The organism is Micromonospora sp. SD19 (genome assembly GCF_054462275.1).
This window is the reverse complement of sequence record NZ_JBTLMN010000002.1, coordinates 250,467-268,428: the sequence shown is the minus strand read 5'-3', so window position 1 is coordinate 268,428 and position 17,962 is coordinate 250,467. Positions and strand designations below refer to the sequence as shown.

Genomic DNA, 17,962 nt, shown 5'->3' with positions numbered 1-17,962 from the left:
CCCTTGAAGATCGTCCACTTGCCCTAGTCCACGTACCCAGGGCGTGAACGGTTCATCCACCGGCGAGGAGGTCGGTGTGGTCGACAAGCACGGTGAGTCGGCCGGCGGCCGCGTCGGCCAGCCGACGGCGGGCGTACGCCTGGGCGGGGCCGGCCAGGTCGGGGCGCTGCGCGCAGGCGGCCCCGAGCCAACCTCGGAACCACTCGGCGGCCAGGTCGGCCTGCTCCGGGCCGAGCCGCCACGGGCTGGGTCGTTCCCGCACGTCGACGCCGTGCCGGGCGAACGCGGCGACCGTGGCGGCGGCGGCATCCGGGCCGAGCAGCCGCCGGCCATCGACGGTACGCCGCTGGTGGTCGTTGAACGCGGCTTCGACCTCCCCGTCGAGCGGGTCGGTCGGGCTGAGCCGGACCCGCCCGGTCACCGAGATGGCGAACAGCGCGGGCCGGCCGACGCAGGCGGCCACCACCCGTTCGACGTCCTCCGCGGTGAGCATGTCCAGCAGCGCGGACGCGGTAACCAGTGACGCCTCGGCCAGGTCGGCGGCGGTCAGCCGGGTGAGGTCACCGCAGCTCGTCCGCACTGTCACCGGGGCGCCGTCGGCGGCTCGCACCCCGGTCATGCCCTCGGCGGCGCGGGCCAGCAGGTCGGCGTCCCGGTCGTGCAGCACCCAGTGCTGCGGCCCGGGCAGCCGGGCGGCCAGCCAACGACTCATCGAGCCGGTGCCGCTGCCCAGGTCGTGGATCACCATCGGGGCGTTGGCGGTCGGCCGGGCGCGGACGGCGTCCAGCAGGTCCTCGGCGCGCGCCGCCGCGTCGGCCGGCTCCCGCAACCGCAGCCAGTCGGCGAACGGCAGGGTCTCCTCGGCGGTCATTCCGCCACCTCCTTCAGTACGCCGGCCAGCAGCGCGGCGGTCACCGACCAGTCGGTCAGGGTGTCGCGCCGGGCGAGCGCGGCACGCCGTAGCCGGGCGCGCAGCGCGTCGTCGTCCAGCCAGCGGATCAGCGCGGCGGCCAACGCCGCCGGGTCGCCGGGCGGGACCAGCAGTCCCGGTCGGTCCCCGTCGGGGGCGTGGCCGAGCGCCTCCGGCAGCCCGCCCACCTCGGTGGTCACCACCGGCAGGCCCCGGGCCAGCGCCTCGGTGACGACCATGCCGTACGTCTCGCCCCGCGACGGCAGCACCAGCAGGTCGGCGGCGGCGTACGCGTCGTCCAGCGCCGCGCCGGTCAGCGGGCCGGCCAGCCGCACCCGCTCGGTGAGACCCGCCCCGGTCAGCCGGTCGCGCAGCCGGTGCACGAGGTCCGGTTCCCGGGCCAGCGTCCCGGCGCAGAGCATCGTCCACTCCCGCCCGACCAGCGTGGCCAACGCGTCGACCAGCACGTCGTACCCCTTGTGGTGGGTGACCGCCGCGACGCAGAGCAACCGGTCGCCGGTCGCGGAGCCGGCAGCCGGCGGCGCGGGCCGCACCCCGGGCGGCGCGGCCCGGATCCGCTCGGCGAGCCTCGGGTGCCGGGCCAGCAGGGCGCGGCGGGTCCACTCGCTGGTGGTGACGACGGCCCGGGCGGTGGCCAGCGCGCGGGCCTCCGGCTCGTCGTCGAGCGGCAGGTGCACCAGGACCACCAGACGCAGCCGACGGGCGTGCGGGGCGAGCAGGTCCGGCACGGTCGAGGCGATCAGGCCGTCGAACAGCACCACGGCGTCGTCGGGCGTGGCGGCGAGCAGCCCGGCCAGCGTCGCCCGGTCGGCCGGCTCGGGGTGCGGCCACGCGCCGGGCACCGGGTGCTCGTGGACCGACCAGCCCCGCTCGCCCAGCCCGGCGCAGATCCGCCGGTCGTAGCAGTTGCCGCCGCTGGGCGTGGCCGGGTCGTCGATGTCACCGGGCAGGACGACGTGCACCGCCCGGCCCGCATCGGTCACAGTGACCGCTCGTAGCTCGCCCAGGCGATGTGCGACTCGTGCAGGGTGACCGTGATGCCGGCCAGGTCGCGCGCTCCCGCTCCCAGCTGACCGGCGTGCACCCGCTCGACCAGTCGGTCCGCGACAGTACGGGCCAGCACCTCCGTGGTGGTGTTCACCCCGGCGAAGGCCGCCTCGTCGTCGAGGTTGCGGTACGTCAGCCCGCTCAGCACGGCCCGCAGCTGCTCGGTGGCCAGGCCGATGTCCACGACGATCCCGTCGGCGTCCAGGTCGGGCCGGCGGAACGTCGCGTCCACCACGAACGTCGCGCCGTGCAGGCGTTGGGCGGGCCCGAAGACCTCGCCTCGGAAACTGTGGGCGATCATCATGTGGTCTCGAACGGTCACGCTGAACACTGTCACTCCCCGTCGTCGTAGGTGATGAGGTGGCAGAGGGCGGGCAGGTCACCCGAGCTGAGTCGGGCGAGCACGTCGGGCAGCTCCGCGAACCGGGACGCGCCGGTGATCAACGCGTCGAAGGCCGGGTCGTCGAGCAGGTCCAGGGCGAGCGCCAGGCGGTCGGCGTAGCTGCGCCGCCCCCGTCGGGCGGGTGCCACCATGCCGACCTGGCTGCTGCGGACGGTGAGTCGACCGGAGTGGAACGCGCCGCCCAGCGACACCTGCACGGGGCGGTCGCCGTACCAGCTCAGCTCGATGACCGTGCCCTCCGGTGCGAGCAGGTCCAGCGACTGTTGCAGGCCGGCGGCGGTGGCGCTGGCGTGCACGACCAGGTCACGGTCAGCGCGGGCGTCGGCCGGGTCGGCGAAGTCGACACCGAGCGCCCCGGCCACGCCGGCCCGACGCGCGTCGGTGTCGACCAGTTCGACGTGCACGCCGGGGAACCGGGCGAGCAGCGCCGCGACGCAGCAGCCCACCATGCCGGCGCCGATCACGGTGACCCGGTCACCGACCAGCGGCGCGGCGTCCCACAGCGCGTTGACGGCGGTCTCCACGGTGCCGGCGAGCACCGCCCGGGCCGCCGGCACCCCCTCCGGCACGGGCACCACGGCGGTGGCGGGCACGACGTACGCGCTCTGGTGCGGGTGCAGGCAGAAGACCGTCCGCCCGAGCAGGTCCGGCGGGCCCTGTTCGACCACGCCCACGCTGAGGTAGCCGTACTTCACCGGGCCGGGGAAGTCACCCTCCTGAAAGGGCGCGCGCATCGCGGCGTGCTGGTCGGCGGGCACCCGACCGGTGAAGACCAGCGTCTCGGTGCCCCGGCTGACCCCGGAGTAGCGGGCCCGGACCAGCACCTCGTCGGGGCCGGGGGCGGTCAGCGACACCGGCCGGATCTCGGCCGCGCCGGGTTCGCGCACCCAGCAGGCGTACGCCTCGCGGATCACCGTCGCGCACCTCACCTCTTGTTCTGGGCCGAACGGCCAGCCTTCCGTGCCCCGGTCGGGGTCGTCGATCATAAACACGGAGGCGAGGTGTCCACAGTTCGAAGCGCTGCCGTGCGCTGGCGCGGTGTGCGCGTGGTGGCGGCAAACCACTACCAGCGGTTGCGTGCCTCCTCGGCCCAACCGACGAGCCCGTCGAGGCTCACCGTCGTTCCGTCGTCGGTCTTCGCCCAGCCGGAGAAGTGCCCGAAACACTGGTGCGTCTCGTTCGCGACGACACCCAGGTTGGTGCGGGACACCTTCTCGTGGAACGGCTGGAACTCGACAGAGACCCGGTCGCCGCTGATCCGCCAGGGGCGCAGCCAGTCCGCCCGGTCGTAGGTCCAGCGCAGCTCCTCGCCGATCTTGTGCAGGCGACCGTCGACGAAGAGGCCGTTCTCGGTGACCCCGGTGCCGTCGGTCCACCGACCGCCGAGCTGGATCGCTCGTCCCGGCGCCGCGCCGGCGGCCCAGTTCCAGCTGACCGAGTACGGCCATCTGCCGCGACCGTGGTCCAGCACGGCGAACGCGTCCGGCCCACCGATCTCGTACGTCTGGCCGTGCAGTTCCAGCGTGCCGAGCACCGGGCGGCCGACGTCCTTGACCGTGTACTGGAATCGTCTGGTGCTCCACGGCACGACGACCCCGAGTGACTCGTGACCGGCCGGCAACGGCACGTCCACCTCCAGCCGTACGCCACTGGCGCTCGCCGAGATCGCGGTGCCGTCCGGGCGCTGGACGATCCGGATCGCCAGGCCACCGCCGCGGGCGCCCGCCTCGCCCACGCCGCAGTGCGGCGGTAGCACAGCGCCCCGCGCCAGCGGCACCACCACGTCGGCAGTCGTCTCGGTGCCGCTGTCCCGGTCGAGCACGTAGACACTGTGCACACCGGCGTAGTCCAGCGACGAGGCGACCAGCCCGATGATGTGCCGTGGGGTCACGATGCCCCAGTACTCCCATCGTTTGGTCCGGCCCCAGCCGCGCAGGTTCGCGGTGTGCAGGGGACGCCGGGTCCAGCCCACCGCCGCGGGGTTGAGTCGCCCGTCCCGTTGGCACAGGTCGACAGGCGAGAGCAGCTCACGTTCGTGCGTCACGAGCTGCACGATAGCCGCCCCTGCCCCGCCGGCTTGACTGACACATCGATGCGACCTACGGTCATATGACATCGGACATAGGATGTCATAGGATGTGGTGTATGCGGCAGCTTTGGCTGCTCCTGACTCTTTCTCTCCCGTCGTCCTGGTAGCCGCTCCCGCCCACCCCCACCGGTCTGGTGCGGCGGCCCGGCCCCGCCTGCGGCCACGAACCCGCACGAGACCGGCAGGAATCCCCCGTCATCGGCCGCCTTAGCGCCAAGCGGCCCGACGCTGCCGGGCGGCCACGGACATCGGCGTCCTGGCCGTCCGGCATCCCCCCTCAAGGAATAGGACCCCATGAAGCTGTCCGCCCTCGGCCGTATCGCTCTGGCCACAGGCATCACCGTGCTGGCCACCGCCACGCTCCCCGGCACCCCCGCGGCCGCCGCACCGGTGAAGAGGAAGATGCTCCCCGTCCTGGTGGAGTTCAGCGACGCCTCCTTCCAGTTCCCGGACAAGGTGAAGGCGTCCACGCCGGACACCTACTTCGGCGCGAAGAGCGACTCGGCCGCGTCGTACCTGTCGGAGTTGTCGCGTGGGCAGTACAAGCTGGTGCCCGCCGTACCGGAGCAGTTCCTCGGCCCGATCAAGCTGGACCTCAACGCCGCCGGCTGCCCGCACGGCAAGATCAATCAGATGACCCGTGACGAACTCGCCAAGCGGGGCCTGGTCGCGGGCGAGGACTACGACAGCATCTCGATCGTCTTCCCGGCGCAGAAGACGAACTGCCCCTGGGCCGGCCTCGCCACCCTGCCCGGCCCGACCACCTGGATCAACCTCTACGGCACCGCCAGTGGCATCGACGTCGTCGGCCACGAACTCGGGCACAACCTGGGCTTCGGGCACCAGGGTCGCGTCAAGTGCACCGGCGGCAACCTGGGCGCGTGCAAGTCAGGGGGCGCCAGCCACACGACCATCATGGCCGGTGGTTACCGGCCGGCCGGCTTCTCCGCACCGGAGATGATCCGTGCCGGATGGCTCAACGGCGGGGCGTCCCAGAAGGTCACCAAGTCGGGGGTCTACACGCTGCGCTCCCTGCACGGCAAGGGCAGCGGAGTCCGGGCCCTGGACATCGCCCTGGGCGGCGACCGGCTCGTCATCGAGTACCGCCACGCGGCCGGCAACTTCGACGCGAAGCTCGAGGGCGTGCACGCCTACCGTGTCCCCAAGGGCTCCTACGGTGCCTCGTCACTCATCGACACCACGACGGCGGACAAGACAGCCACCAACAACGCGCCGCCGAACGCGGACGCCATCACCAAGCTGACGGACAAGGCGAGCAAGCTGTCAGTCGCCGTCGTGTCCTCCGGCGGTGGTCAGGCCAAGGTCAAGGTCGCGCTCAACGGCGACTCGCTCGCCTCCATCGACGCGGCCCCCACGAAGTCCCCGTCCCCGTCCCCGAGCGCCACCCCCACCCCCAGTGCGAGCCCGAGCGCGAACACCGCCACGGAGGCCGAGTCCGACGGCTCCGAGCCGGTCACCGAGCTCGGCTCCCGGGAGCTGACCGCCGACGACGACAGCTCGACCACAATGCCGCTCGTCGCCGGTGGCGGTGCCGCCCTGCTGGCGGCCGGCCTGGGATTCCTCCTGCTGAAGCGTCGCCGCGGCAAGCACGCCTGACCGGCCGGTCGGGCCCGGTCGCCCGCTCGCACGGCGGGCGACCGGGAGCGGTCAGACGGTCATTCGAACTCCTCCACGTACTCCTCGGTGGGGCCCAACTCGGGCTGATCGCGCAGCTCCAGGACCGGGCCGAGCCGGTCGGTGTCCAGTACGACGATCGTGTTCTCGCCGGCGCGCAGCAGTGGCGCGGGGCAGTAGAGCGTCACCTGCGGACCGATGTCCCAGTAGCGACCGAGCAGGAATCCGTTGACCCAGACCATGCCGTGCACCGAGCCGGGCAGGGCGAGGAAGGTGTCCGCCGGCTGCTCGACGGGCACCGTCGCGACCGCGAACCCGGCGCCGGTGCTGGCCGGCCCGGCGGTGGTGGCGCGACGCAGGTCGTCAGGTGTCCACTCGGCCAGGGCGATCGGCGAGCTGGCCCAGCCGTGCACGATCCGGCGGTCGACGAGCACTGGTCCGAGCAGGCCCTTGTGCTGACCGACCAGTGGGCCGTAGTTGATCCGGCCGAGGTTCTCCACCAGGATCTCCAGGCGCACGATCGCGCCGGTGCCGCGAATCGGTATCTCCGGATGATCGGCGTCGGCGACACCGATCGGCACGCCGTCGGCGAGGACGATCGCCCGGTCGCGCACGTCGCTGAGGATGATGGTGTGCTCGCCCGTCGGGATCTTCGGGTGGGCGGTGAGCAGCACCATCCCGGCGTCCAGGCCGAGTTGTTCGAAGGTGGCCGGCCGCGGACCGGTCGACTCCGGTGCGGGCACGGCGCGCAGGCCGGCGATCAGGTCGGCGCGGTGGGTCAGCGGCACCCGCGTCGGCGGCAGCACCGGCATCCGCTCGGGCACCCGCAGTTGCCCGGTCACGCCGAGCGCCGCACGCATGGCGTGGAACTTGGCGGTGAGCGTTCCGTCCTCGGCGATGGGCGCGTCGGAGTCGTAGCTGGTGATGGTGGGCTGAAGCCGACCCCGGTCCGCGTTGGCGCCGGCCCACAACCCGAAGTTGGTGCCGCCGTGGGCCATGTAGAGGCTGACGCTTCCGCCCTCGCCGAGGATGGCGTCGAGAGTGCGCACGGCGCTGTCCACCGTGCGGACGTGGTGTCGCTCGCCCCAGTGGTCGAACCAGCCGTTCCAGTACTCGGCGACCACGAACGGTTCGTCGGGCCGGCGCGTGGCGAACAGGGCGCGGGCGGCCTCGGGCTTCGAGCCGAGGGTGGCCGCGGCGAGGGTGCCCGGCACCGTGCCCGCGTCGTGCATCAACTCGGTCGGGCCGTCCGCTGTGAACAGCAGCTCGGTGATGCCGCGCTCGAGCAGGGCTGAGCGAATCCAGTGCAGGTACGCCTCGTCGTCGCCGTAGCTGCCGTACTCGTTCTCGACCTGTACCGCCACCACCGGTCCGCCGGCATGCGTCTGCTGCCGTGCGATACGGGGAATCAGCTCGTCGAACCAACGCTCGACCGGCCGGATGAACGCCGGGTCGGAGCTGCGCAGGACCACGTCACGCGCGGTCAGCCAGGCTGGCAGGCCGCCGTTGGACCACTCCGCGCAGATGTACGGGCCGGGCCGCAGGACGACGTCGAGGCCTTCTTCGCCGGCGAGCGCGATGAACGCCTCGAGGTCACGCCAGCCGTCGAAGCGGGGCGCGCGCTCGGCGTGCGGCTGGTGGAAGTTCCACGGCACGTACGTGTCGAGGGTGTTGAGACCGAGGTCGGCCAGTCGCCGGATCCGGTCGCGCCACAGCTGTGGGTGGACCCGGAAGTAGTGCAGGGCGCCGGAGAGGACACGGTGGGGGACGCCGTGCCGGTGAAGCTGACTGCCGCTCCAGCCGAGCGCGGGTGATGGCCTGGGCGACGGTGTCAGCGTGCTGCTCGGCCGGGTCGTCTCGATCATGGCAGAAGCCTATGTTACCCGTGCCATTTATAACAATGGCGCTAGGATGCCGCCGTACCGGGTTCTCAGGAGGGCGGGGCGGATGACCGAGGCGACAATGCGCGACAAGCAACCGAGCATGACCGACGTGGCACGTGCCGCTGGCGTGTCGGCACAGACGGTCTCGCGTACGCTGCGCAACTCGCCGAACGTCAACGCGGAAACCCGACGTCGCGTACTCGACGCGGTCGAGCAGCTCAAATACCGGTACAACGGCGCTCCCCGGCTGCTGTCCTCGGGACGAAGCTTCACCCTCGGCCTGGTCCTGCTACAGGCCGGCGGCTACTACTCGCGCTCGGGGGTCACCGCCGGGGTGGAGGCGGCGGCCGGTCAGGCGGGTTACTCGGTGAGCATCGCGACCATCGCCGAGCTGGACACCGCACTGATGGAGAAGTCCCTGCTCAAGCTCTCTGATCAGGGCGTCGACGGCATCATCATCGCGGTCCCGTTGATCTCCGTGACCCAGCGGATGGAGGACATCACCCGGGACATCCCCACCGTCACGGTGGACGGCTCGCGCACGACCGGGGCGCGGGTGCTGGGCATCGACCAGCACGAGGCGGGGCGCGCGGCCACCCAACACCTGCTGGACCTGGGGCACCGCCAGGTGTGGCACGTAGCCGGGCCGGACGAGTGGATCGAGGCGCGGCAGCGTCGGCAGGGCTGGCAGGAGTGCCTGGCCGCTGCCGGGATCGACGCGCCTCCAGCCCTGGAGGGCGACTGGTCGCCCGAGTCGGGCTACCGGCTGGGGCAGATCCTCGCGATGATTCCCGAGGTCACCGCCGTCTTCGTGGCCAGCGACGAGATGGCCTTCGGGCTGATCAAGGCGCTGCGGGAGCGCGGGCGCTCGGTGCCGCAGGACGTCTCGATCGTGAGCGTCGACGACATCGAGCTGGCCGCCTACTGCCACCCGCCGCTCACCACCGTTCGGCAGGACTTCTACCGCTCCGGGGCGGCTGCTGTCGCACTCCTGCTCGACACCGAGTCGGAGGGCGAATCGCTCACGCCAGCCACCCTGATCGTCCGGGAGTCCACCGCGGCGCCGCGGCCACGCTGACCGTCCTGCTGCGGGCAGATCATTCTTGACGGGTCATGTTACGGGTGCCACAGTAACAACGCGCGGCCCGCCCAGCGATCTAGGCGGACCGTGTCTCGTGCTCGCCTCTCACTCCCGCACCGTTGTGCGTACCGCCACGGAGGACCACCCCCATGTTGAGAAAACCCATCGTCCTAGCCGTCGCCGCGGCGACGGCGCTCAGCCTGCTCACAGGTTGTTCCGGAGGCGACGACAACGCCGACGGCAAGAAGAGCCTGAAGGTCGCGGCCTTCGAGGGCGGCTACGGCCGGGACATGTACCTGCAGGTCATCGAGGCCTACAAGGCGAAGCACCCCGATGTGGACGTTCAGCTGCAGCTCTCGAAGACCCTTGAGGACGAGATCAGCCCCAACATGAAGGCCGGCAAGTTCCCGGACGTCGTGGTGCTGCCCCAGGGCCGCAAGGCAGCGCTCGCCGAGACGCTGGTCAAGGACAAGGCACTGGAGGACCTCACCGGAGTCCTGGACATGACGGTGCCTGGTGAACAGGTCACCGTGCGCTCCAAGCTCGCCGACGGGATCGTGGGCAACCTCAGCACCAACCCGTACAACGACGACAAGACCTACCTGATGCCGATGTACTACGCGCCGACCGGGCTGGTCTACAACAAGGGCCTCTTCGCGCAGAAGGGTTGGCAGGTCCCGACCACCTGGGACGACATGTTCAAGCTCGGCGACGCCGCCAAGGCCGAGGGCATCGCGCTGTTCACGTACCCGACCGCTGGCTACCTGGACTCGTTCTTCTTCGCGCTGCTCGCCGACGTCGGCGGTGAGCAGTTCTACAAGGACGTCATGACGTATTCCGAGGGTGTCTGGAAGACCGCCCAGGGGCGCCAGGTCCTGGACATCACCGCCCGGCTGCTGAGCTACGCGGCGAAGACCACCGTGGGGTACGCGAACGAGCAGGACTTCACCAAGAACCAGCAGTCCCTGCTCGACAACAAGACCCTGTTCATGCCGAACGGCACGTGGGTCGTCGGCGAGATGAAGGACGCTCCGCGCGCCCAGGGCTTCGAGTGGGCGATGGCCCCGCTGCCGGCGGTCAACGCCGGTGGTAAGCGCTACCTGACCACGATCGTCGAGTCCGCCTGGGTTCCCAGCGGCGCGCAGAACAAGGACGCCGCGAAGGACTTCGTCGCGTACCTCTACTCCGACGAAGCCGCCGGCATCTTCGCCAAGGCCAACGCGATCCAGCCGATCAAGGGCATCGCCTCGACGCTGCCCGCCGAGATCGCCCCGTTCTACCAGCTCTACGAGGACCCGAGCATCTCCGCCCTGGTGGGTGGCTTCGGAAGCACCGCGCCGGTCGAGGGCGTGAACATCAAGGGCACGCTCTTCGACACCGCGAACAGCATCATCAGCGGCGACAAGACCGTCGACCAGTGGCAGACCGCGCTGAACGACGCCAGCGAGAAGCTGCGGCAAGCGGGCAAGTGACGCCCCGGCGGCAGCCCGGAACAGGGCTGCCGCCGACCCCTCCCCCCGCGAGAACCAAGGACTGGTCACGGTGACGACGACCCTCACTCCACCACCCAGAGGCGCCAGCAAGCGCGCGCCCAGCCGACCCCCGGTGTCAGCGCGTGGCAGCGCCGCACGCGGCCGGCCCGGCGACGGCCGATTCGTCGCCGCCTGCCTGCTTCCGGCACTGGCACTGTTCGCGCTGTTCATGATCTGGCCGACCGTCAGCGTGTTCCGGATGTCGCTCTACAGCTGGAGCGGTTTCTCGGCGCAGATGCGGTTCGTCGGCCTGGACAACTTCACCAAGCTCGTCGACGACGAGCAGTTCCTCCGCGCGTTCCAGAACACCGTCGCGCTGCTCGTGGTCGTGACCGTGGTGACGATGGGGATGGGTCTGTTCCTCGCCGCCGTCATGACCCGGCAGAAGCTGCGCGGCCACACCCTCTACCGGTTCGTGCTCTACATCCCCAACGTGCTCTCGGTCGTGGTCATCGCGGCCATCTTCTCGGCCGTCTACGACCAGGAGAACGGCCTGCTCAACGGCACCCTCCGGCTGCTCTCGCTGGACGGCCTGCAACAGGTCTGGCTGGGCGACCAGAAGCTGGTGCTCTATTCGGTCGCGATAGCGATGCTGTGGCAGTCGCTCGGCTACTACATGGTCATCTACATGTCGAGCATGGCGAGCATCCCGGAGGAGTTGTACGAGGCCTCGGCACTCGACGGTGCCTCGGCAGGTCGGCAGTTCTTCGCCGTCACGCTGCCGCTGATCTGGCAGAACCTGCGCACCACGCTGACCTTCTTCATCCTCAGCGCGGTCAACCTCAGCTTCGTGCTGGTTCGGGCGATGACCGGCGGCGGCCCGGACGGTGCCTCCGAGGTGCTGCTCAGCTACATGTACAAGCAGGCGTACACGAACTCGGCCTACGGCTACGGCATGGCCATCGGCGTGGTGATCTTCGCTTTCTCGTTCCTCGTGTCGCTCCTGGTGAGCCGCGCGACCCGGCGTGAGCCCCTCCAGTTCTAGAGGACACTCCCATGACCACGATCAACAAATCCGGTCCACGGCCCGGCCGTGGACTCACCCACCTGCTCGTCGGTGCGATCACCCTGCTCATCGTCATCCCGGTCGGCTGGGTGCTGGTGGCCTCGCTGAAGCGCAAGAGCGAGTTCTTCGGCAGCCCGTGGACCCTGCCCGAGGGCCTTCACCTGCAGAACTACGTCGACGCGTTCGGCGGCGCGCAGATGGGCCGCTACTTCGCCACGTCGGTACTGGTCACGCTCCTCGGCCTGGTCTTCGTGCTGGCGGTCTCGGTGCCGGCGGCGTACGTCGTCGCCCGGTACGAGTTCCGCGGCAAGGGCATCGTCGAGGTGGCGCTGCTGGCCGGGCTGTTCGTCAACGTCAACTACATCGTGGTGCCGATCTTCCTGATGCTCGTCGACTGGGACCGCGCGCTGGTCGACGTGTTCCCCGACGGGTTCTTCCTCGACAACCCGGCGATGCTCTCGGTGGTCTACGCGGCGACCTCGATCCCATTCACGATCTACCTGCTGACTGCGTACTTCCGGTCGATTCCGGGAGACTTCGAGGAGGCCGCGCTGCTGGACGGGGCATCCCGATTCCGGATCATGACGCGGGTGATGCTGCCGATGGCCCGCCCGGCGGTCACCACGGTGATCCTGTTCAACTTCCTGGCCTACTGGAACGACTTCATCATCGCGCTGACGCTGCTGCCCGGTGAGGGCAAGACGTTGCAGGTCGGCCTGCTCAACCTGATGGCGGCGCAGAAGGCGGCCGCGGACCCGGGGCGGCTCTACGCCGGCATGGTCATCGTCATCGTGCCGGTGCTGCTCCTGTACGCGCTGATCCAGCGCCGACTGATTCAGGGCATGGCCGCCGGCGGCGTCAAGGGCTGAGGCCCGAGAAAGGGATGTCATGAAGGAACCGACGCATGCCGTGCTGCTCGTCGTCGCCCGGCTGCTGCTCGCGCTCGCCTGTGTCGTCGCCGTGGTGGTCGTCCGACCCACTGTCGGGTGGGGCCACCTCGCGATCATGCTTGTGGCGCTCGCCGTCCTGATCGGTCTTCTCGCGGACTACAACAGAAAGTTCCGGTGAGCCGCGGCGTGCGGCGGGCCCGAGCTCCGCCGGGGGCGTTCCCTCCCGGCATACGAACGAGACAGCGCAAGGAATTGACAGACTCCCCCACCCCGACCACCCCCACGGTTAGGACTCTCGATGCGCCTGTTCAGGTCCTCGTTGGTGGCTTTGACCACGCTAGCCACCGCAGTACTGGTCGCCGCGCCCCCCGCCGCGGCAGCCGCCACGAACTACTACGTCGACTGCTCCGCGAGCACGTCGGGCAGCGGCACCCAGGCCAGCCCCTGGAACAGCTTCACACCGGTGAACGCCAAGACGTTCGCCGCCGGAGATCAGATCCTGATCCGGCGGGGCACGACCTGCGCCAACCAGCAGCTCTTTCCCAAGGGTTCCGGCGCGGCCGGCGCACCGATCATCGTCGACGCGTACGGCAGCGGCGCCAAGCCGGTGCTGGCCGGCAACGGCGCTGTCGTCGACGTCGTGAAGCTCTACAACCAGCAGTACTGGGAGATCCGCAACCTGGACATCTCCAACAAGGGATCGGCGATCGCCACCCGCCGCGGCGTGCACATCATCCGTGAGAACTCCGGCACCGGCACCTACTACCGGGTGACCGGGCTCAGCGTCCACGACATCAACGGCAACCAGACCAAGAAGGACGACGACGCCAGCGCCGGCATCTTCTTCGAGGTCCTCGGCTACACCACGCAGACGAAGTTCGACGACGTGCTGATCAACAACAACACGATCGGCACCGTCGACCGCTACGGCATCCACTTCTGGACCCGCTGGATGGTCCGGCCCGAGCTGGCCAACCCCAACTGCGGTTCCACCTGCGGCAACTGGCTTCCGCAGACCCGGGTCGTCGTGCGCGGCAACACGGTCACCGACATCGGCGGCGACGCCATCGACGTGCACCACACCCAGAGCGCCCTGGTCGAGAACAACCGGGTGGACGGCTTCCGGGTCCGCGAGCCCGCGCAGTGCGCCGCCGGCATCTGGGGCTGGAACATCAACGACGCCCTGTTCCAGTTCAACGAGGTCAGCGGCGGCCGGAGCACCTGTGACGGGCAGGGCTTCGACCTGGACGAGGGCAACATCCGCACCATCTACCAGTACAACTACAGCCACGACAACGAGGGCGGCTTCATCCTGCTCTGCAACGGTGGAGGCTCGACCACCAAAGACAACATCGTGCGCTACAACATCAGCCAGAACGACCGCGGCCAGATCTTCGACCTGGTCTGCGGGAAACTCACCAACACGAAGATCTACAACAATGTCTTCTACGTGGGCGAGGCAGCCCAGATCATCAACAACGGCAACGGCTCGGCCGGCGCCAATGTCGAGTTCTACAACAACATCTTCTACGTGACCTCGACCCAGGCCAGCTACAACGCCGGCGCGCTGCTGTTCGACTCCAACGTGTTCTACGGCCAGCACCCCGCCGGCGAGCCCGCCGACTCGAACAAGATCACTACCGATCCGCTGTTCGTCGCGCCGGGCACCGCCACCTCGATCAGCAACGCCGGTGGCTACCGGCTCCGCGCCGGCTCCCCGGCGCTGGCCAGTGGCCAGGTCATGACCAGCCCGGGCAGCCGCGACTACTTCGGCAGCACCGTCACCCCGGGTTGCCGTCCGGACCGGGGCGCACACCAGCTCAGCACCGTCTGCGTGCCCAGCGCCGGCGTCATCCCCCGCACCGGATGGTCGCTGAAGTACGTGGACAGCCAGGAGACGGCCGCCGAGAACGGGGCCGCGACCAACGCCTTCGACGGCAACCTCAGCACCATCTGGCACACGAAGTACACCGGCGGCAACGCCCCGATGCCCCACGAGATCCAGATCAACCTGGGCGCGAGCTACTCCGTCTCCGGAATCCGCTACCTGCCCCGGCAGGACGCAGGCTCCGGCGCTGCCAACGGACGCATCGGCCAGTACGAGGTCTACGTCAGCACTGACGGCACCAACTGGGGTACGGCCGTGGCCACCGGCACGTTCGCCAACAACGCCAGCCAGAAGGAGGTCCGGTTCACCGCGAAAACGGGCCAGTATCTGCGACTGCGCGCCCTGAGCGAGGTCAACGGCAACCCGTGGACCACCGCCGCGGAGATCTACGCCCTCAACTGACCGACACATCAGGGAGCCTCCGGCATCGCGCCGGAGGCTCCCTGGCGTACCCATGGTTCACCACCTCGGGGTGCCGCAACCGTCTCGGTCACCGCCAGACCCTGTCCGCGATGTCGTAGACCATCGTGCGGTCGACCTGCTTCGGAAGCGACTGGCCGAGCCGCCACGACCCGGACGTGGCGTGCAGCTCGACGGTCACCGAGCCCCGCGTCGCGGGGCCCAGCTCGCCGACCCAGTGCCGGTTCTCTTCGATCAGCCGCTGCACGGTCTCGACGTCGGGCGCCGTCACCTCCACCACGGTGGTGTCGGCGAGCGCCGAGCCGACCAGCAGGGCCAGGAGCCGGCCCAGGACCGCCGCAGGCACCGCGGGGTCCGTCGTTTCGACAGACACGTAGCAGTCGTCATGCCCGGAGAACAACAGGCGTGAGCCGGCCAGAGCGGGTAGGACCGGCTCGTCGAACGTGGCCGTTCCAATGGTGACGATCATTTCGTCGACGCGCTCGGCGGAAGGCGTACCCGGCACGTCGACAAGGGTCAGCTCGTAGGGGTACCAACCGGCCAGGAACCGGGGCAGCTGCTCCCGGGGTATCAGCAGGGCCTCTTCGCTGAGGCCGACGACGCCAGCCGCCAGCGCGCGGACCTCATGCACCTCGAAGCTGACGCCCTGTTCGGCAGCGATCCGTGACGGCCGCCACTGCTGATACTCCTCGTCCAGGAAGCTGTTGGTCTCCACCCCGACAACCATGATGGTGTCGTTCCCGGCGAGCATCAGCACGTCGGCCAGCTCGGCGGCCTGCGCCGCAGTCGCATTCACCATCCAGGAGCCGCCTGTCTCGCGAACACTGAAGCTCAACGGGAAGGGTGCACCGTCCAGTCCCACGCTGTTCACGGAGAACGCGCCATGAGGTTTGACCTGGACCGTGGCGCCGTCGCGCGTGCCGTCCCCGGCGATCGGATAGCCGATCGCGGCGATGTCGGAACGCAGATCGGCGACGCTGAGCTGCGGATTCAGGGCCCTCGTCACACGGTCGGTGAGCAGCCGATGGGCAACGATGTGCTCGACCGCCGCACGGTCCACCGTCATCTCGTAGTAGTCGACGGCGAATTCGACGAAGCGGTCGACGATGTCGTCGAGCAGGATGTCGAGCATGCCGGACCCATCCGGGCCGCTGTCATCGTACGGTCGGTGCAGTGGTGGGAAGGTGATGCCGTCACCGGCGTGCCAGCGGTCGTCCTCCACCAGCCGCCACAGCACGGTGGTCGCCACGAGTCGGCCGTCCTCGTCGCAGAAGGCGGGTTCCGTCAGCTGAGAACGCAGCACCTCCGGGACGCCGTCGACCAGACCGGGCCACAGCTCGTGGTCCGGATGACGGTACGGCGACATCGCCGATTCATGGTCGAAGAGCCGGATGAAGGCGCCGTCGGGGGTGAACACGACGGCCCACTCGTCGCCGCTGCCATTGCTCATCAGCGCCGCCTCGTCCGTGCCCCAGGTCGAGGTGTAGGCGTAGTAGGGGTCCCCGCCGTCGATGATGCGCTCGAGTACGGCCAAGGCCTTGCAGCGCTGGCGCAGCCGGTCGATGTCGGGGAGTTTGGCGGCGACGTCGTAGGCGGTCACCGGGTCACCCTACGGAGGCGGCAGCACCCCGGTGTCGGGGGCAAGGACTCGGGTGAAGAACACCAGGGTGTCGCGGATCAGCGGCTCCAGCGGCACCCCGACGAAACAGTGGTCGGCGCCCCGCACCACCGACAACTCGACCTCGGCACCCGCCGCGGTCAACGCCGCGGCGAGTTCCTCGCTCTGCCCCACCGGTACGACCAGGTCCTCCTCGCCGTGCACCAGCAGCATGGGCGGGGCGTGGCCGGTGACGTAGGCGATCGGACTGGCTGCCCGGCCCAGCTCGGGGTTGCCGGCCAACGGAGCGCCGATCAGCAGCGACTCGGGCGAGTCGGCAGCGTCGTGGTCGATCGTCCCGGCCGGGTGGGCCTGCGACTGAATGGTCAGCAGGTTGGACGGCGCGTACCAGCAGACCGCCGCCTGGACGCGGGTGTCGTCCTGGTCGTCCCCGGTCAGCGCGAGCATCGAGGCGAGATGTCCGCCGGCCGACTCGCCCCAAACCCCGATCCGTTCGCGGTCCACGCCCGCCGTGTCGCCGTGTCGGCGCAGCCAGCGGACCGCCGCCGTGACGTCGTCGAGTTGGGCGGGGAAATGCGCCTCGCCGCTGAGCCGGTACTGCGCGGAGGCGACCGCGAAACCGGCCCGGATGGCGGCGGTGAAGGGATCCACCTCCATGAGCCACTCCGGTGGCTGCTTGGGCGAGCCGAACAGCCACGCGCCACCGTGGATCCACACCAGGACCGGGACCGGTTGGCGGGCCGCCACGGGCACGACCAGGTCCAACGTGAGCGGGCGGAAGCCCGGGACCTCGTTGACGACGATGTCACGGTGCTCGATCCGGTCGCTCCGGGGCCGGGATGCCGCGTCGGTCATCGCGCCATCTTCGCACCGACGGTCCGTGTTGTCGGGGCGTCCCGGTCGCGGCGACGCCCCGACAACACGGAATCCGCGTTGGTCACTGCTGTTTGTCCGGGCTGGCGGGACGGGCGCGGACGTGCAGCCGCTCCCCCTGCGGCCCGAACAGGCTGAGGGCTTCGGCGGTGCCCGGGCCGGGGTTGAAGAAGAGGTGCGGGATGCGGGTGTCGAACTCGGCCACCTCGCCGGGGGTGAGCGTCAGATCACGGTCACCGAGCAGCAGGCGGATCCGGCCGGAGAGCACGTAGAGCCACTCGTACCCCTCGTGGGCCTGCGGGATCCGGCCTCCGGCGGACGGGTCCGGCGGGAAGATCTGCTTGAACGCCTGCACACCGCCCGGCCGGCGGGTCAGCGGCAGGTACGTCACGCCGTGCCGGACGATCGGTTTGGGGCGCACCCGGGGGTCGCCGGTGGCCGGGGCGTCGACGAGTTCGTCCAGCGCCACCTGATAGGCCCTGGCCAGCGGGAGCAGCAGCTCAAGCGTCGGTCGACGGCTCCCGGACTCCAGCCGGGACAGGGTGCTCACCGAGATGCCGGTCAGGTCGGCGAGCTGGGTGAGCGTGGTCCCGCGTTGGTGACGTAGGGCACGCAGCCGGGGGCCGACGGCCGCCAGCGCGGCACTGTCCTCGTTTGCCATAACGG

Annotated in this window: 16 protein-coding genes; 7 read left to right on the top strand and 9 right to left on the bottom strand. The window is 70.0% G+C overall.

Going from position 1 to position 17,962, the window contains the following annotated elements:
• Window positions 1–52: 52 nt before the first annotated feature.
• From ACX27O_RS08415 to ACX27O_RS08395, 5 genes are all read right to left on the bottom strand, one after another.
• Window positions 53–871, bottom strand: a complete 819-nt coding sequence (locus ACX27O_RS08415) for a class I SAM-dependent methyltransferase (RefSeq protein WP_458939189.1) — start codon at window positions 869–871, stop codon at window positions 53–55.
• Window positions 868–1,914 carry a glycosyltransferase family 4 protein gene (locus tag ACX27O_RS08410; RefSeq protein ID WP_030335540.1) on the bottom strand — a complete coding sequence of 349 codons (1,047 nt, stop codon included), beginning with the start codon at window positions 1,912–1,914 and terminating at the stop codon, window positions 868–870. Before ACX27O_RS08410 ends, ACX27O_RS08415 begins: the two co-directional genes overlap by 4 nt.
• Entirely contained in the window at window positions 1,911–2,309 is a 399-nt protein-coding gene (locus tag ACX27O_RS08405) for a 6-pyruvoyl trahydropterin synthase family protein (RefSeq protein WP_458939188.1), read from the bottom strand. The genes ACX27O_RS08410 and ACX27O_RS08405 overlap by 4 nt, the downstream gene beginning before the upstream one ends.
• A gap of 2 nt (window positions 2,310–2,311) precedes the next feature.
• Window positions 2,312–3,295 carry a zinc-dependent alcohol dehydrogenase gene (locus ACX27O_RS08400; protein ID WP_458939187.1) on the bottom strand — a complete coding sequence of 328 codons (984 nt, stop codon included), beginning with the start codon at window positions 3,293–3,295 and terminating at the stop codon, window positions 2,312–2,314.
• A gap of 149 nt (window positions 3,296–3,444) precedes the next feature.
• Window positions 3,445–4,425 carry a DUF2804 domain-containing protein gene (locus tag ACX27O_RS08395; RefSeq protein WP_030335534.1) on the bottom strand — a complete coding sequence of 327 codons (981 nt, stop codon included), beginning with the start codon at window positions 4,423–4,425 and terminating at the stop codon, window positions 3,445–3,447.
• Between the two features lie 339 nt (window positions 4,426–4,764).
• Here ACX27O_RS08395 and ACX27O_RS08390 point away from each other — a divergent pair, with 339 nt between their 5' ends.
• The gene (locus tag ACX27O_RS08390; RefSeq protein ID WP_458939186.1) at window positions 4,765–6,087 is read left to right on the top strand and encodes an LPXTG cell wall anchor domain-containing protein; all 1,323 of its coding nucleotides are present in this window, start codon (window positions 4,765–4,767) and stop codon (window positions 6,085–6,087) included.
• Between the two features lie 59 nt (window positions 6,088–6,146).
• Here the strand turns inward: ACX27O_RS08390 and ACX27O_RS08385 are convergent, their stop codons facing one another.
• The gene (locus ACX27O_RS08385) at window positions 6,147–7,970 is read right to left on the bottom strand and encodes a glycoside hydrolase family 35 protein (RefSeq protein WP_210866226.1); all 1,824 of its coding nucleotides are present in this window, start codon (window positions 7,968–7,970) and stop codon (window positions 6,147–6,149) included.
• An 82-nt stretch (window positions 7,971–8,052) separates the two neighbouring features.
• Here ACX27O_RS08385 and ACX27O_RS08380 point away from each other — a divergent pair, with 82 nt between their 5' ends.
• The 6 genes from ACX27O_RS08380 (at window position 8,053) to ACX27O_RS08355 (ending at window position 14,787) form a co-directional block, all read left to right on the top strand.
• Window positions 8,053–9,066 carry a LacI family DNA-binding transcriptional regulator gene (locus tag ACX27O_RS08380; protein ID WP_030335527.1) on the top strand — a complete coding sequence of 338 codons (1,014 nt, stop codon included), beginning with the start codon at window positions 8,053–8,055 and terminating at the stop codon, window positions 9,064–9,066.
• Between the two features lie 152 nt (window positions 9,067–9,218).
• Entirely contained in the window at window positions 9,219–10,541 is a 1,323-nt protein-coding gene (locus ACX27O_RS08375) for a carbohydrate ABC transporter substrate-binding protein (RefSeq protein ID WP_357634739.1), read from the top strand.
• Between the two features lie 70 nt (window positions 10,542–10,611).
• Window positions 10,612–11,586, top strand: coding sequence for a carbohydrate ABC transporter permease (locus ACX27O_RS08370; protein WP_245233718.1), 975 nt, complete (start codon window positions 10,612–10,614; stop codon window positions 11,584–11,586).
• 11 nt (window positions 11,587–11,597) lie between these two features.
• On the top strand, window positions 11,598–12,476 hold the full coding sequence (locus ACX27O_RS08365) for a carbohydrate ABC transporter permease (protein ID WP_210866224.1): 879 nt from the start codon (window positions 11,598–11,600) through the stop codon (window positions 12,474–12,476).
• A gap of 19 nt (window positions 12,477–12,495) precedes the next feature.
• Window positions 12,496–12,675: a DUF6903 family protein gene (locus tag ACX27O_RS08360; RefSeq protein ID WP_387221746.1), complete on the top strand. Its 180-nt coding sequence runs from the start codon at window positions 12,496–12,498 to the stop codon at window positions 12,673–12,675.
• Window positions 12,676–12,795: 120 nt separating this feature from the next.
• Window positions 12,796–14,787: a discoidin domain-containing protein gene (locus tag ACX27O_RS08355; protein WP_458939185.1), complete on the top strand. Its 1,992-nt coding sequence runs from the start codon at window positions 12,796–12,798 to the stop codon at window positions 14,785–14,787.
• 88 nt (window positions 14,788–14,875) lie between these two features.
• Here ACX27O_RS08355 and ACX27O_RS08350 read toward each other — a convergent pair whose 3' ends face one another.
• The 3 genes from ACX27O_RS08350 to ACX27O_RS08340 all read right to left on the bottom strand — a co-directional run bounded on the left by ACX27O_RS08350 (window position 14,876) and on the right by ACX27O_RS08340 (window position 17,957).
• Entirely contained in the window at window positions 14,876–16,405 is a 1,530-nt protein-coding gene (locus ACX27O_RS08350) for a hypothetical protein (protein WP_387221750.1), read from the bottom strand.
• A gap of 9 nt (window positions 16,406–16,414) precedes the next feature.
• Window positions 16,415–17,278, bottom strand: coding sequence for an alpha/beta hydrolase (locus ACX27O_RS08345; protein ID WP_030335515.1), 864 nt, complete (start codon window positions 17,276–17,278; stop codon window positions 16,415–16,417).
• A gap of 82 nt (window positions 17,279–17,360) precedes the next feature.
• The gene (locus ACX27O_RS08340) at window positions 17,361–17,957 is read right to left on the bottom strand and encodes a helix-turn-helix domain-containing protein (RefSeq protein ID WP_357634727.1); all 597 of its coding nucleotides are present in this window, start codon (window positions 17,955–17,957) and stop codon (window positions 17,361–17,363) included.
• Between the last annotated feature and the right edge of the window lie 5 nt (window positions 17,958–17,962).

Excerpts from the sequence above, each read along its gene's own strand:
- ACX27O_RS08340 (WP_357634727.1), bottom strand. The coding sequence starts at position 17,957 with ATGGCAAACGAGGACAGTGCCGCGCTGGCGGCCGTCGGCCCCCGGCTG.
- ACX27O_RS08375 (WP_357634739.1), top strand. The coding sequence starts at position 9,219 with ATGTTGAGAAAACCCATCGTCCTAGCCGTCGCCGCGGCGACGGCGCTC.
- ACX27O_RS08415 (WP_458939189.1), bottom strand. The coding sequence starts at position 871 with ATGACCGCCGAGGAGACCCTGCCGTTCGCCGACTGGCTGCGGTTGCGG.
- ACX27O_RS08345 (WP_030335515.1), bottom strand. The coding sequence starts at position 17,278 with ATGACCGACGCGGCATCCCGGCCCCGGAGCGACCGGATCGAGCACCGT.
- ACX27O_RS08380 (WP_030335527.1), top strand. The coding sequence starts at position 8,053 with ATGACCGAGGCGACAATGCGCGACAAGCAACCGAGCATGACCGACGTG.
- ACX27O_RS08385 (WP_210866226.1), bottom strand. The coding sequence starts at position 7,970 with ATGATCGAGACGACCCGGCCGAGCAGCACGCTGACACCGTCGCCCAGG.
- ACX27O_RS08365 (WP_210866224.1), top strand. The coding sequence starts at position 11,598 with ATGACCACGATCAACAAATCCGGTCCACGGCCCGGCCGTGGACTCACC.
- ACX27O_RS08390 (WP_458939186.1), top strand. The coding sequence starts at position 4,765 with ATGAAGCTGTCCGCCCTCGGCCGTATCGCTCTGGCCACAGGCATCACC.
- ACX27O_RS08360 (WP_387221746.1), top strand. The coding sequence starts at position 12,496 with ATGAAGGAACCGACGCATGCCGTGCTGCTCGTCGTCGCCCGGCTGCTG.
- ACX27O_RS08355 (WP_458939185.1), top strand. The coding sequence starts at position 12,796 with ATGCGCCTGTTCAGGTCCTCGTTGGTGGCTTTGACCACGCTAGCCACC.